We start from the raw sequence: 13,194 nt of genomic DNA on the forward strand, positions 1-13,194 counted from the left end.
GCGACGACGACCAGGATCACGGGGATCAACCAAGCAACGGCGACCAGGTCGCGTGCAGGCCTGTGGGCACGGGCCAGATGGCGTGCACCGATGCCCGCGAGGAGTGCGAACGGAAACAAAAGCGGCACGTATGCCGCGGCCGGGCCGGTGTTGCGCGAGACGTACGTCATCAAGCCGAACAGATACCCTCCGAACGTATGCGAGCCGGCGACCTCCAGAAGGTAGGTCGGCCATAGGCCCACCCGCCACGGAAACGGGGGCACCCGTGGAGACCCAAGCACGAAGAAGACCCACGGCAGGTAGGTCACCACGGCCACCGCAGCCGACAGCACGGCGCCCCGCAAATGCGCCCTCGCACGGAATACGACCCACAGCGCGTGGGCGGGCAGCAGGAGGAATGAGTAGTAGCTCGTGTATGCCATCGCCGCCACGCACCCACCGTAGGCGATCCACACAGCCCAGCCGGCTCCCTGTGAGGCACGCCACAGCAGCCACGTGGACAACAACGCCAGCGCGGAGAGCGGAGCGTACATCCGCAATTCGTTCGACGCCACGATCTGGAACGGGTTGACCGCGACCAGCAGGGCACCGAGCACGCCGGTTAGGGGCGAGAACAGGGCGCGGCCGGCCAACCACGTCAGCAGGACCGCGCCCAGCCCGAAGACCGCCGACAGCGCGCGCACAGCCGCCAGATCGTCCCCGACCACGCGCAGCCACGCGGAGAGGAGGGCATAGTACCCCACCGGGTGGGGTTCGCCCGAGCGTAGCGCCGCCAGGATCTCGGGCAATGCGCGACGCGCCAAATGGAGGCTGAACCCCTCGTCGTACCAGAGCGATCGGGTTCCCAGCAGCTCCAGCCGCAGCGTGGCAGCCAGTCCGAGTACAACGGCGACCCCCGCGGCTTCCGCCAGGACACCCAGACGTCCCGTGTCGGGCACCGTCTGGGCCGGCTCCGGAAGGTGTGCAGCGACCCTGCGGGAGATTCGCACCCCCGATTGGGAGCCTGCGCCCACCGGCCGTCGGGCCGACGTCATCGTCGGGTAAACAGCGTGATGCGGACGTCTTCGAAGTCGCCGAACTCGGCCACCCTGTGCGTGCGGCTCGCGCGTCGCAGCGTGGCTTCAAAGCCTCCCGGCGGTATGGGCCAACGCGTCACCAACCACACCCGGTCGAAGGCAACCGCCAGGCGATCCGTGGCCTCCGCCGCCTCCGTCGCCCGGGGGTCTTGCCGGTCGGTCGGGAGCACCACCCAGGCCGCCCGATCGCCCGGCAGGTAGTAGCCCAGCGGCACTTCGGTGTGTCTGGGATATACGGCTACGACGTCACCGGGGCGGATCCTGGACTCCAGGAACGCCGCCGCTGCCTTCCAGTCACCGGCTCCCCGGGTCGGACGGGCCGAAAAGTCAGCCAACGACCCCAGCGACAGCGCCAGGACGACGCCGAACAGTCCAGCGAGCACCGCACCCGGCAGGCGGCGGGCAGTCACGCCGCTCGCGACGACCGACGCCAGGGCCACCGCCACGAACGGCATGGCGAACGAGAAGTAGCGCGGGTAGGCGACAAACGATCCAGTCCACAGCGACGCGGCGAACAGAGCAGCCGCTGGGATGCCCACGGCGGCGGTCGCCAGCCGAAAAAAGACCTCGTTCGCCCTCGCAGACGTCGCCGCCCCCAAGGCGAGCAGCGCGACGACCGGCGCGGCGAGCAGCACCTGCATCGGCAAAGAGGCGGACGCCAGGAAGTAGTAGCCACCCGCCCCCAACGTACGGCCCCCGAACCCGATCAGGTGCACCACCCCCAAGATGGCATCGGGGGGAAGGGAACCGCGCCACGGTGGGGTCATGCGCCCGTCCGCGACGTGACCCAGCAGGATCGGGACCCACGGCAGGAACGCCGCCCCGGCCACCGCAAGCGCGGCAGCGTAACGTGCCAGAGCCGCCCTGCCGCCGGACCACAGGGCGCCCGCCGCCAGAGCGGCAACGAGGCCGACGCCCAGGTAGTGGGTGTAGAGGAGTCCCGTCAGCGCCAACGCCAGCAGCCAGGGAAAGCCGGCGTTACGATTCCACAGGGTCAACACCTCGGCTGCGGCCAGGGCGAACAGGGCCACAAGCAGCGGGTACATGCGGGCCTCGGCCGCCGTGTACAGGTACAGGGGGCTGACCGCGAGGATGGCGCCCGCCACCATGCCGGCCTGGCCTCCGAGTGCAGCCCGCCCCAGCCGTATGGTCGCCGCAACCGCTCCACCCCCGCAGACAGCCGACAACCCCCGCAATGCGACTGCCGAGTCTCCCAACACGGCCGTCCACGCCTTCAGCAGGGCATAGAACAGCGGCGGGTGGGCGTCGTGGCGGACCAAAAACGCCAACCAGCCGGTCCAGGGCAGACCTGCCACATGGGCCGCGAAGGCCTCGTCGAAGTGGAGGCTGCGCGAAGGGTGCAAGACCAGCGGCAAGACCGCGGCCGTGATCACCACCGCGACATCCCGCACACCCCCACCCTCGGCTGTGGCGACGCCCTGCTTTGGGTCGGCTGTCTCCGAGAAGACATTCACGGCGACCTGGCCGAAATGCCCGCGGCCGGAGCAGTAGGAGCTCCGGCCGCGGGGCCGCACCCACGCACCTCGAAGCCGCTAGAAGCCGCTCGATGTAAGCGTGGCCGCGCCCGTATTGTACAGCGTCAGCGTGACGGTCGCATCCGCAACCGGGCTTCCGTCCTTACCGGTAGCCGTCATGGTGATCGACTCAGCGTCGCCCGTGCCGTACTCAAAGCTCCAGTTGGCCGTGGTCGCCGCCGGCTGTCCATTGAAGCCCTGGAATGTGTTTCTCTCCACGTAGTACAGCCACGCGCTGGTGCGCATCTCCTGCAGGTTCTCCTGCGCCTCTGCCAGGTACGCCTTCTTGCGCGTGCCGAGGTAGGCGGGCAGGGCCAGCGCCAGCAGGATCGCCAGAATGACGATCACCATGATCAGTTCGATCAGGGTGAAGCCTCGCTCGTCTTTGCGCATCCTGATCAGTCTGTCCAGCATGTCACCCTCCTTCCGTGTCCTTGGCTGGTCCTTCGATACCCTTGCGACTCACTTGCGGGTAAGCAACTCCCGTGCCATCACCTCCCCACCCCGACACTTTCTCCGTCACGTGGGATATACCCAATGGGGGCGGGTCGTAGTCCTGGCCGGGGCCGGCCGGCGCGGGAGACGGGCGGGTGTTCGCGGACGCGGTCTGGTGGGCTAGGAGTCTGTCGACGCGATCCAGCGGGCCAGGTCCTGCGCGGAGCGGACGCGCCCGTCCAGCACAGCGAGCACGACCCCGTGCAGTACCGTGGCGTCCGCCGGTGCGGAGTGCTGCCAGCCCGCTTCATCCGGAAACCGGACGAGCAGCGGCACGCGCAGATCCGCCGCTTCGCGCTCGCGGTACCAGTGGTCGGAGGTCACCACCACGGCGCTGTCCTCCCACAGTCCCGCACGCTCCATGGCCTGCCGTACGGCACCCAGCGTGCGGTCGGCGAGCACGAGGTTGTCGTCGTAGCCGCCCGCGCTGTAGGTTATCCGCTGCTGCGCGCGGTCGAAGATCCACGGCGGATGTGGCAGGGGCAGGTGGATCCACACCAACTCCGAGGCTGGGTCAGTGACGGCCTGCCGGGCTGCGTCCAGCAATCGCAGGTACCACGCTTGTGGGTCCTCCCGCACCACCTGGCCGAAGACCGGCAGGGCGCGCAGGGCGTAGAGGAACTGGCGGCCGACGGCTTCGGACAGGCGCGTGCGGTCTTCGGGGCGCGGACCGTCCCAGCCGGCACCACCGTCGTTGAGCGCCGGCACCTGCCAGCATCGGGACCCCGGCGGGACGAGGTCGCAGTACGGCAGCCAGGTGCCCACCACCGCTACCCTCGCGCCGGCGCGCGACCCATTCAGGAAGACGGTTCGCGCGGCGGCGAGATCGTGGAACTCCTCCTCGCCGCGCCACCGGACCCACAGGCGGTTCCTGGAATCGAGGAAGGCGGCCTCAACCGCCCTGCCGGTTAGCATGGCCGGTACGGCTTCCAGAGTCCGGCCCGCCGCGGCCCGCATCTGCGTGGCGCGGAACGAGCGGGCGGCCAGGCGATCGAACTCCTCCAAGTTCACGTCGGGACTGCGACGGTCGAACGCCAGGTCGTGGTCGAGTTCGTCGAACAACAGCACGACCGTGCGGCGCAGGTCCGCAGGCGATGGCACGACGACACCGTTTGGGTGCTGCGCGGGCGCCGGCAGTGCGAGCACGAGGGCCTGACCCACCGTCACCGCGGCGAAGGGCAAGCACGCCACCAGCACACCGCCCAGCACCCGGTGTACCCGTTCCGTGTGTCGGACCACAGCCCAGACCGCCAGCGCGCCGGCACCGGCCAGCACGAGTGCCTTCGCTTCCCAGGGCCAGGGCCCGCCTCCCATGTCCAGCGGCAGCGCCGCCCGGCGGACGACGTTCAACGGCGCCAGCAGGGCCAAGGCCACCAGCAGCGTCCACACCACCTCGCCACGGCGACCCAAGCGGCCGAGGACTGCCTCCAGGGTCCACAGCAGCAAGGCTAGGGCGATGACCCCCACCAAGGAGGCCACCGGCGCCTCAGAAGACCGCACGCCCCACGCCCGGCTGTACAGCACCCGCTCCCACACGGGAAGCCACAGCACGTTGGCGAGAGACGCCGTCCGCGCCAGTCTCCACGCCACGTCAGTCCCTCCGCACCATGCAGTACAGCCGCCTTGCGCTGCCGGGGATCTCCGCGACGTCCACGATGTCGAACCACTGCCGGAAGGCAGCCTCGAAGGTCTCCTGAGTCCAACTTGCGAACAGCGTGTCCCGTCCCCGCACGAGCCTGCAAAACATGGGATCGTCTTGGGGCACGAACTCTACCAGCGCAAAGCGCCTGGTCAGGTCGCGCGTGAGGGCCGCCACCTCCCCAACGGGGATGTGCTCGGTGACCGCCAGGTGGTGGATCAGGGCGAGCATGAGGACGCAGTCGAAGCGGCCCTGTGCGCGGTCCAAGAAACTCCGGCATTCCAGGTTCCGCCAGCCCAATGCGGGGGTGGAGCGCGCCACGTCCACCACAAGGGGCAGGACGTCGCAGCCAACGCTCGCCGCGCGCCGCCAGGCCAGGCCCACAACCACCGGGTCGCGGTCCACGGCGACCACCCGCGCTCCGGTCCCGGCGGCTGCCTGCGCCAGCGAACCTGTGTTGCACCCGAGGTCCAGCACCGTCTTGGGCGCCAGACGGCGCAGGGTGCCGACCACCCAGTCGTGCTTCGCTCGCCGCGCCTGGGGCGGAATCGCCTCCTCGTAGCGGGCCCACTCGGAGTCCCGGCTCGCGGGCGGCTGGAGGCGCTCCAGTTGGTCCCGCAGGCCGCGGAACAGCCTGCGCAGCACGTGGCCGGCTACCTCCGCGTCCCCGATGCGCCGGCGGTGCAGCCGTTCCCCCATCCGGTCGGCCCAACCGGCCAACCAGTGCGGCAAGGTGGCAAGCGTCAGCACCGGCGGCCGGAGCCGCGCCCACGTCCCCAGCCAGCGGACCGCCTGCTCCGGCGCAAGCCCCTCCCGGTAGGCGGAGAACACCACGGCGGGCGGAACGCGGGCCCAGCGCCACAACGCCAACGGCAGCAAAAACGTCCGCACGAACTGCCCGTAGGCGGTCCACACGAAGTCCCCGGGTTCGCGAGGTTCGAAGGAAAGGACATCCACGAACACCGGCCTCGGACCGCGGAACAGCACGTTATATGGCGTGGCGTCCTTCAGACCGAAACCGAACTCCAGGCTGCGCTCGCAGAGCTCCAGGGTCAGCCGGCCCGCCTCCCACAGCATCTCCGCCGGCCACTCGTGCGGATACGAAGGGAACTCGACCGTCTCGTGCCGCAAGACGAGGGGACGCTCGCCAGCAGCGTTCGCTCCGCAGGCTGGCTCCTGCCCCGGTGGCTCCGTCTGTGCCGGCCAGGTGGGAACCAGCAGACCCTCGTCCACCAGCCCGCGAAACAGGGGACTCTCCAGGAACGTGCGGACACGTTCTGCCGCCCCTTCGCGGACGATCCGGAGGACTTCGCCGTCGAGTTCGACCAGTGATCCGTCAGGGTCGCGGAAGGACAGCCGCTTGCCCGTCGCCTCCCGGGATCCGCTCATCGCTCCCGGCGCAGGCCCGCCCGCAGCAGACCGAACAGCCTGGCCAGCGCCCGCCGTCCGGCCAGCAGCGCCCCGGCACCCGTCGCCAGGATCAGCTGCCACAGCATCGTGCCGCTTCCGGGGTCCACGTAGGCGTGGGCGGGTGCCGCGGCCAACAGGACGAACGCCGCGACCGTCCAGGCCAGGTGCGTGATCCGTCGACGCGCTGCTCGTCGCACCATCGCCATTGATGACCGTCCGTAGGTTCCTGTGGTTTAGTCGCCGAGTCGATCGGGGGCCGGGAGCGCGCGACACTCGGCTCTTTTCAAACCATGCTCGCGTAACGGGGCCGTGAACGCTCCTGGCGCCGGAATCGGACCAGGCAAGAACCGTAGGCGCAACTTTCAAACCATGCCCCGCTAAACGCGTCGTGAGCGCCCCTCCCGGCCGCCCGGGTGTGCGCCCGCGCCTCCTGCCCAAAGGGGTTGACAGGAGGCGAGGGATCGGCTAAAATACCCTACAGAGTAATGTATCGGAGGGTGCACCGTGACCTTCTTGAAGCCGCAAGACGTGCAGGCGTTGCGCGAGCGTTTCCAGCAGCAACTCGTGGGCGACGTTGCCCTCACCCTGTTCACCACGTCCCACGCGGGGCTGGCCTTGCCCGGGACCGACTGCCAGACCTGCGAGGCGACCCAGCGCCTGCTGGAGGAGGTGGCAGCGGCGGATCCCCGAATCCGACTGCAGGTCCGCAGCATCGTGACCGACGCCGAACAGGCGCGCGCCGCGGGCGTGGAAGGGATCCCGGCCATCCTCATCGGCGAGCACGGGCGGGCACGTTACTATGGGATCCCCGCGGGGCTGGAGTTCGCGGTGCTGGTGGAGGGACTCGTGGCCGCCTCCCGCGGCGACAGCGGGCTGAGGCCACAGACCCGCCAAGCTCTCGCGCACCTGGAGCGCGACGTGCACATCCGGGTGTTCGTCACCCCCACCTGCCCCTACTGCCCCCGACTGGCCCGCCTGGCCCACGCCATGGCCCAGGAGTCCGAGCGTGTGCGGGCCGACGTGGTGGAGGCCATGGAGTTCCCCGCCCTGGCGGACCGCTACGCGGTAGTCGGCGTCCCCAAGGTGGTGATCAACGAGACTTACGGGTTCGAGGGTGCGAGGCCGGAGGAGGTCCTGTTGCAGCACGCGCTCGAGGCGGCGGGCGCCGTGCAGGCCCCTGTCCAGGCTTGAGGAGGGCCACGTGGCGACACTTAGGGTCGACGAGGAGGTGACGGCATCCCTGCTGGCGCGCCTGCGCCGCGTCGAAGGGCAGGTGCGCGGCCTACAGCGCATGCTGGAAGAGGGCAGGGACTGCGCCGAAGTGGTCCAGCAGCTGGCCGCGACCCGCTCCGCTTTGGACCGCGTGGCCATGGACCTGGTCGTCGCGGGTCTGGAGCAGTGCGTGCGGCTGGAACTGGATGGCAAGCCCCACGCCCAGGCCGCCCTCCGGAAACTCCGCAATACCATGCTGATGCTGCGCTAGACCGGCCTTCGGTCGTTCCCGGGCCCTGATGCGTGTCGGGGCTCTGGGCGGCTGCCCGGCTACCACCCTGCGGCTGGCTGGTCGGCGCGCCGGCGATGAACCGCCGGGGTGTTACATCGCTGCCCCGGTGGCTTCCGGAACCCTGGCGGGCTGTGGGCGTCTCCCGAAGTCGGGCGCTGCAGGTCCGCCGCCGGCCCTACACCCCTGTCTTCCCCCCTCGCGTGAGGGGTTCTTCGTCCACCCGTACCCGGACGTCGACCGGAATGCCCCTCCTCACGCTGGCCGTGACGATGCAGAAGTCTTCGAACAGCTCCAGGCAGCGATCCACCGCCGCCCGCTGGTCGGAGTCGGTGCCCGACAGATCCAGGTGGACCTCCACCTTCTCCACGCGCCACCGCCCGCGCTCGTTGCGCCGGAGTTCCACCTCCACGGCCGCGGACACCTCCCCGACGGCACGCGAGCGGTCCAGGCAGTACCGCAGGCTGCTCGCCAGGCAGTGCCCCACCGCTGCCGCCAGCAGCCGCGTGGGGTTGGGACCCGCGCCCTCGCCCAAGGGCGGCGGCTCGTCCACCACCACGGTCCACTCCGGCCGGTCCATCTCTACCCGGAACCGGTAACGGCCCTCGGGTCTGAGAACCACACGGGTGCCCATGACCTCTGACATCGCGTCCCCCGATCGCCCCCTTCAGTGCCGGGCCTGACCGCAGGTGTGGATCCCGAGCAGCGCGTACAGGGGGCAGCGACCCACGATCCCGGTGAGCAGGCCCAACCCGGCCACCAGGTACAGCACGTAGGCCAGCGCCGAACCGCCCTGCTGCAACCCCGCGAACAGCGCCACCAGGCCGATCATCACGCGCACCACCCGATCCGCCGTCCCCGTACACCCACGCATCGCCCACCTCCGCGCACGTCTTGTCCCATTATACCATACCGAGTGTAGTATTTGAGGCATCTCCCCCTGTACCTGGTACCGCAGGACCTCCCACATGGGCCGGAGAAGCCAAACATCGCATGCGTCTGACCCTTCGCCAGGTCAACTTACTTCTGCTCGGCGTCGTGGTCCTAAGTGCTCTGGTCCTGACCTGGGGCACCGTGGAGACGTATCGCCACCTCCCGCCGCTGCCCGAACTCTTCACCACCGGTGACGAAACGGTGCTGTTCAGGCGCGAAGACATCCGCGCCGGCCAGCGGGTCTTCCAGCGCCGCAACCTAATGGGTTTCGGGACGCTGTTCGGCAACGGCAGCTACTTCAGGCCGGATTTCGGGGCAGAGTACTTAGCATTCTTGCGGGATCACGTCGCGGATCAGTTCGCCCGAGAACAAGTGGGATGACCGTTCCGCGACCTTTCGCCGGGCGATCCTCCACATAGCACGAGTGGGCACCAACCAGGTCTCCCTGCCCGACGAGTGGAGCGAGGCGCACCAGGCCTTCGCGGAGTTCTATCATCGGCGCTTCGTGGCGGGCGATCGGGCGCTGGGGATTGCCCCGGGGACCCTCCAACCCGACGAGGTCCGGCCTCTCGCTGCGTTTGTGGCATGGACGGCGTGGGTATCCTTCACCGCCCGCCCGGGATCTGACGGCTCGTACACCAACAACTTCCCGCCCATGCCGGATCTCGGTCTGGTCCCCACCGGGCAGACCATCCTGTGGACTGCGTGGTCCGTGGGATGGTTCCTGCTCCTGGCATTCTTGGTGGTCCTGGCCTTCGGAGCGGTGGATCTGGAACCCATCCCCGTACTTCCGTCCGTCGAGGAGCGGGCGGAGGGTTCGCCCGGTTTTCTGGCCCGGGTGACGCTGCTGCTGATGGGCGGCTGTTTTTTCATCTTTGCTCCTCCAGACGTTGGCAGGCGGTTATCTTGCGAACGCCTACGCCTCGCGTGAGGACTTCTACGGGGTGTTCTCGGGGTTGGGCCTCGAGCGCATGGCAGTCCTTCCCTTCCAAGCCGTCCGGTCAGCGCACACCGCGATGGCCGTGGTCTGGGTGGTGGGTCTGTGGATGTCCGCAGCCCTGTACGCGGCTCTCCTGTTGGGCGGACGGGAGCGCCCGTGGCACAAGCCGGCCGCCTACGTGTCCATCGCGATCCTCGCTGTGAGCGTGGTCGGCACGCTGCTGGGTGTGTACGCCAGCGTCCGCGGGTGGGTGGACTCGCCGCTGGTGGGCAGCGAGGGGACGGAGTACCTGAAGATGGGGCGGCTGTGGCGGGCGGGCATCGCGGCGGGCTTCACCTTGTGGGTGGTGGTCCTCGCCTCTACCCTGAGGGGCGCTGAGGTGCGCTGGCGGCCACTGTTGCAGGTCCTGCTGTGGAACGGAGCCGGCATCACCGCGGCGCTCTATGCCAGCTTCGCCTACGGCCCGATAGCCACTGGGTGGTGGTGGACTTCTGGCGGTGGTGGGTGGTCCACCACTGGGTCGAAGGGATTTTCGCCTTTTCCAGATCCTCGTGTTCGGGTGGTTCTTCGCGGGACTGGGACTGGTAAGCCGCGAGGACGTGACAAAGAGCCTGTACCTGGAAGGCGGCCTGGTCCTCCTCGCGGGCTTTTTGGCCATCGGCCACCACTTCTGGTGGGTCAGCCAGCCGCCGCTGCGGCTGGGGGTGGGTAGCGTCTTCAGCACCCTGGAGGTGCTCCCGCTGTTCCTCCTGCTGAGCACTGCCCTGCGGGCGGGTCGCCGTGGCGTACACGTACGTCCCTCGCTTCGTTGGCCGTTGTGGTTCTTCGTGGCCAGTGCCATCTGGCAGTTTTTGGGTTCGGGGATCCTCGGGCTGCTGATCAACCTCCCCGTGGTGAACTGCTATGAGCACGGCACCTTCCTGACCGTCGCGCACGGCCACGCCTCATTCCTCGGCGCGTTCGGCTTCGTGGCCGTGGGCATGGGACTCTATGCGGTGCGGCACGCATGTCCCGACGGCTGGAGTGACCGCAGGGTGGCCGCGGCGTTCTGGGCTCTCAATGTGGGGCTGTTCCTCATGGTCTTTCTTAGCGTGACGCCGCTAGGGGTCATGCAACTCTCCGAGGCGGTACGTGTCGACTATGCGGCGGCCCGCAGCCTGCAGTTCTACCAGCGGCCCGAGGCACTGCTCCTCAACAAGTTACGGCTTCCAGGCGATGCCCTGATCATCGTCGGGGCGGCAGCCTTGGTCGCTGAGATACTCCCCAAGCTGCTCCGAATCCTCGACTTGCTCAAGCCGGCTCGAAGGAGCTCCTAGAACCCGTACCTGGAACCGGTACCAGGAACCCGTACCTGGAACCCGTACGTGGTACCGGTACCTGGTACCGATACTGGTGGCGCACGTCGAACGGATTGACGTCCGCCCTGCGCGGGAGTATGTTGAACCCGGCACCAAAGGGGCGATGGAGCTCGCCCTCATATACCCGAGATGCCGGGTTGATAGCTCCTACTGGTCGACCAGTAGGGGCTTTTTTATTGGGATGCCGATAGTGACGGTTACCCTCACCGGCGAGGATCTGGCACAGCTGGCGGAGGCCCTGACGACTCTGGGCTTCTGGCCCGTCGAGTCCGGCCTGGCGTGGTTGATCCGCGAGGGCGCCCGTTATTACGCCGCCGACCAAGGGGCGTGGCGGGAACTGGTCGCCCGAGAAGTGCCGGATCAGGATCCCCTCCGTCTGGAACTCCAGCGCCGCGAGGTGCTGGCCCACCTGTTGTCCATGCGGGCTCGCACACTCGGACGGGAGCAGGAGCGCGACGCATTGGCCGACCGGGTGGACGCGCTGGGCGCCGAGTACAGGCGGCTGCGGCAGGCGCTGTTTGCGCTGCGGGTGCAACGGGTGCATGGAGGCTAGGCGACCATGGACGAGCGCGACGTGCTGACCACCGTACACATTCCCCTGACCGAAGCGGCGGTGCAGGAGGTCCGCTCGGTCCTGGAAGCCGAGGGCTGGAACGAGGAAGAGGGCCTGCGCATCCTCCTGGGCTACGGGGCAGCGGTGCGCCTCACGCCACCTCCTGACGATCCCCTCCGGGCGCTTGGAGCCGCTCGGGCGGAGCTGGCGACTCTGCGCCACCGCGCGTACCTGGCGGACGAGGCCGTCCGCGGTCTGCGCATGAACCTGGTGGGGCTGGAGGCTTCCGTCGCGCAGGCACGCCGATCGCTTGCCTATTGGGAACACCGACGGGTAGAGCCGAACCCCCAGGCCGCCGACGGCCACCTTTTCCCGGCGCCAACACCCGGCGGCGCCGGCTCGTCCCGGATCCAAGGCTGGATCGGGCGACTTCTGGAAGGTCTGCGGCGTGCGCGCTGACGCCATAAGCAAGGTCCGACAGGTGCTGTGGCATCCGTCCGGCGGCTTCACCCCGACCCTGGTACAGTCGGTGAATCGATCCGTCCGGCCATGACGAGATCGAATCTGCTCCCACCCCACAACGGCACCCGCGCCGCGACGCGGTTCGTGATCCTGATGGGCGTGGTGAGCCTGTTTGCGGATGCCACATACGAGGGCGCACGCAGCATCCTCGGGCCCTACCTGCTCGCCCTGGGCGCTTCCGCCACCGGCGTGGGATTCGTATCGGGGTTCGGGGAACTCGTGGGCTACGGTCTGCGCCTCGTGTCGGGTCGGCTCGCGGATCGAACCCGCCGTTTCTGGGACTTCACCGTCGGGGGCTACGCGCTGAACTTGTTGTCCGTGCCGCTGCTGGCGTTGGTCGGCCGGTGGGAGGTCGCGGCGCTGCTCGTGGTGGTGGAGCGCGCGGGCAAGGCGATACGGACGCCGCCCCGCGATGCCATGCTGTCGTATGCCGCAAGCCGGGTGGGCCCGGGATGGGCGTTCGGGCTGCACGAGGCCCTGGATCAGATCGGAGCGGTGGCCGGTCCCCTCATTGCGGCCGCAGTCCTGGCAGCAGGCGGCGGCCTGCGAGGCGGCTTTGCGGCCCTGGCGGTACCGGCCGTACTCTCCTTGTTGTCGTTGGCCAGGGCCCGTGTCCAGTTCCCGCAGCCCTCTCGAATGGAGGATGCTTCCTTCCCGTTGGACCTGCGCCCGCGTCGTGCCCTGGGCCTGTACCTCCTCGCGGCAGGGCTGGTGGCGGCAGGGTTTGCGGACTTCCCGCTGCTCGCGTACCACTTCACCCGGACGGCCGTCGTCCCGCAGGCTGCCGTCCCCGTTCTATACGCGTTCGCCATGGCCACCGACGCGGTTGCGGCCCTGGTCGTAGGCCGCTGGTTCGACCGATACGGAACACCGGTGCTGGCCCTGGGGACCGCAGCGACCGCTGCCTTTGCGCCCCTGGCCATCTTCGGCGGACCCACAGGGGCGGTCGTGGGTGCAGCCCTGTGGGGTATGGGAGTGGGCCTGCAGGAGTCGGTGCTGCGTGCCGCAGTGGTCGGCATGGTGCCCCCGGACCGGCGCGGGTCCGCGTTCGGGTTGTTCCAGACGGTGTACGGCGTGGCATGGTTCGCAGGTAGCGCCCTGATGGGCGTCCTCTACGACGCACGCCCGGCCTACCTGGCGTGGTTTGCGGCGATCACGCAGACTCCCGCAGCCGCCCTGTTCGCCGCAGTGGCGGCTCATCGGAGGTGAGCGCCACCGGCAACCGAGCCACA

Annotated in this window: 17 protein-coding genes and 1 riboswitch; of the genes, 8 read left to right on the forward strand and 9 right to left on the reverse strand. The window is 68.9% G+C overall.

What is annotated here, in order from left to right; translation table 11 throughout:
* From QN163_08565 to QN163_08590, 6 genes are all read right to left on the reverse strand, one after another.
* On the reverse strand, window positions 1–938 hold a 938-nt coding region (locus QN163_08565; GenBank protein MDR5684062.1), incomplete at its 3' end, for a glycosyltransferase family 39 protein.
* Between the two features lie 92 nt (window positions 939–1,030).
* Window positions 1,031–2,611 carry a glycosyltransferase family 39 protein gene (locus tag QN163_08570; GenBank protein MDR5684063.1) on the reverse strand — a complete coding sequence of 527 codons (1,581 nt, stop codon included), beginning with the start codon at window positions 2,609–2,611 and terminating at the stop codon, window positions 1,031–1,033.
* 18 nt (window positions 2,612–2,629) lie between these two features.
* Entirely contained in the window at window positions 2,630–3,025 is a 396-nt protein-coding gene (locus tag QN163_08575; protein ID MDR5684064.1) for a prepilin-type N-terminal cleavage/methylation domain-containing protein, read from the reverse strand.
* A gap of 201 nt (window positions 3,026–3,226) precedes the next feature.
* The gene (locus QN163_08580) at window positions 3,227–4,696 is read right to left on the reverse strand and encodes a sulfatase-like hydrolase/transferase (GenBank protein ID MDR5684065.1); all 1,470 of its coding nucleotides are present in this window, start codon (window positions 4,694–4,696) and stop codon (window positions 3,227–3,229) included.
* A gap of 1 nt (window position 4,697) precedes the next feature.
* Window positions 4,698–6,134, reverse strand: coding sequence for a class I SAM-dependent methyltransferase (locus tag QN163_08585; protein MDR5684066.1), 1,437 nt, complete (start codon window positions 6,132–6,134; stop codon window positions 4,698–4,700).
* Window positions 6,131–6,361, reverse strand: coding sequence for a hypothetical protein (locus tag QN163_08590; GenBank protein ID MDR5684067.1), 231 nt, complete (start codon window positions 6,359–6,361; stop codon window positions 6,131–6,133). Before QN163_08590 ends, QN163_08585 begins: the two co-directional genes overlap by 4 nt.
* Before the next feature lie 298 nt (window positions 6,362–6,659).
* On the opposite strand from QN163_08590, the gene QN163_08595 reads away from it, so the two are divergent.
* The gene (locus QN163_08595) at window positions 6,660–7,346 is read left to right on the forward strand and encodes a thioredoxin family protein (GenBank protein ID MDR5684068.1); all 687 of its coding nucleotides are present in this window, start codon (window positions 6,660–6,662) and stop codon (window positions 7,344–7,346) included.
* A gap of 10 nt (window positions 7,347–7,356) precedes the next feature.
* Window positions 7,357–7,638 (forward strand): metal-sensitive transcriptional regulator, encoded by a 282-nt coding sequence (locus tag QN163_08600; GenBank protein MDR5684069.1) that lies wholly within the window; start codon window positions 7,357–7,359, stop codon window positions 7,636–7,638.
* Between the two features lie 196 nt (window positions 7,639–7,834).
* Here QN163_08600 and QN163_08605 read toward each other — a convergent pair whose 3' ends face one another.
* Window positions 7,835–8,290, reverse strand: coding sequence for an OsmC family protein (locus QN163_08605; GenBank protein ID MDR5684070.1), 456 nt, complete (start codon window positions 8,288–8,290; stop codon window positions 7,835–7,837).
* A gap of 33 nt (window positions 8,291–8,323) precedes the next feature.
* A complete protein-coding gene (locus QN163_08610) occupies window positions 8,324–8,530 on the reverse strand; it encodes a DUF2892 domain-containing protein (protein ID MDR5684071.1) in 207 nt (68 codons plus the stop codon).
* 119 nt (window positions 8,531–8,649) lie between these two features.
* On the opposite strand from QN163_08610, the gene QN163_08615 reads away from it, so the two are divergent.
* Together QN163_08615 and QN163_08620 are read left to right on the forward strand one after the other, a co-directional pair.
* Complete coding sequence (locus QN163_08615; GenBank protein MDR5684072.1) at window positions 8,650–8,970, forward strand: hypothetical protein; 321 nt, start codon at window positions 8,650–8,652, stop codon at window positions 8,968–8,970.
* Between the two features lie 43 nt (window positions 8,971–9,013).
* Window positions 9,014–9,520, forward strand: coding sequence for a hypothetical protein (locus QN163_08620; GenBank protein MDR5684073.1), 507 nt, complete (start codon window positions 9,014–9,016; stop codon window positions 9,518–9,520).
* 183 nt (window positions 9,521–9,703) lie between these two features.
* Here the strand turns inward: QN163_08620 and QN163_08625 are convergent, their stop codons facing one another.
* Window positions 9,704–9,865 carry a hypothetical protein gene (locus QN163_08625; protein ID MDR5684074.1) on the reverse strand — a complete coding sequence of 54 codons (162 nt, stop codon included), beginning with the start codon at window positions 9,863–9,865 and terminating at the stop codon, window positions 9,704–9,706.
* A 164-nt stretch (window positions 9,866–10,029) separates the two neighbouring features.
* Here QN163_08625 and QN163_08630 point away from each other — a divergent pair, with 164 nt between their 5' ends.
* The 4 genes from QN163_08630 (at window position 10,030) to QN163_08645 (ending at window position 13,171) form a co-directional block, all read left to right on the forward strand.
* Window positions 10,030–10,845 carry a cbb3-type cytochrome c oxidase subunit I gene (locus tag QN163_08630; protein MDR5684075.1) on the forward strand — a complete coding sequence of 272 codons (816 nt, stop codon included), beginning with the start codon at window positions 10,030–10,032 and terminating at the stop codon, window positions 10,843–10,845.
* A 132-nt stretch (window positions 10,846–10,977) separates the two neighbouring features.
* Window positions 10,978–11,044: riboswitch (Fluoride riboswitch) on the forward strand.
* Window positions 11,045–11,077: 33 nt separating this feature from the next.
* A complete protein-coding gene (locus tag QN163_08635; GenBank protein MDR5684076.1) occupies window positions 11,078–11,440 on the forward strand; it encodes a hypothetical protein in 363 nt (120 codons plus the stop codon).
* Window positions 11,441–11,446: 6 nt separating this feature from the next.
* Window positions 11,447–11,899, forward strand: a complete 453-nt coding sequence (locus QN163_08640; protein MDR5684077.1) for a hypothetical protein — start codon at window positions 11,447–11,449, stop codon at window positions 11,897–11,899.
* A gap of 90 nt (window positions 11,900–11,989) precedes the next feature.
* The gene (locus QN163_08645) at window positions 11,990–13,171 is read left to right on the forward strand and encodes an MFS transporter (GenBank protein MDR5684078.1); all 1,182 of its coding nucleotides are present in this window, start codon (window positions 11,990–11,992) and stop codon (window positions 13,169–13,171) included.
* Window positions 13,172–13,194 lie beyond the last annotated feature (23 nt).

This window comes from Armatimonadota bacterium (assembly GCA_031432545.1).
Taxonomy (GTDB): Bacteria; Sysuimicrobiota; Sysuimicrobiia; order Sysuimicrobiales; family Sysuimicrobiaceae; genus Caldifonticola; species Caldifonticola tengchongensis.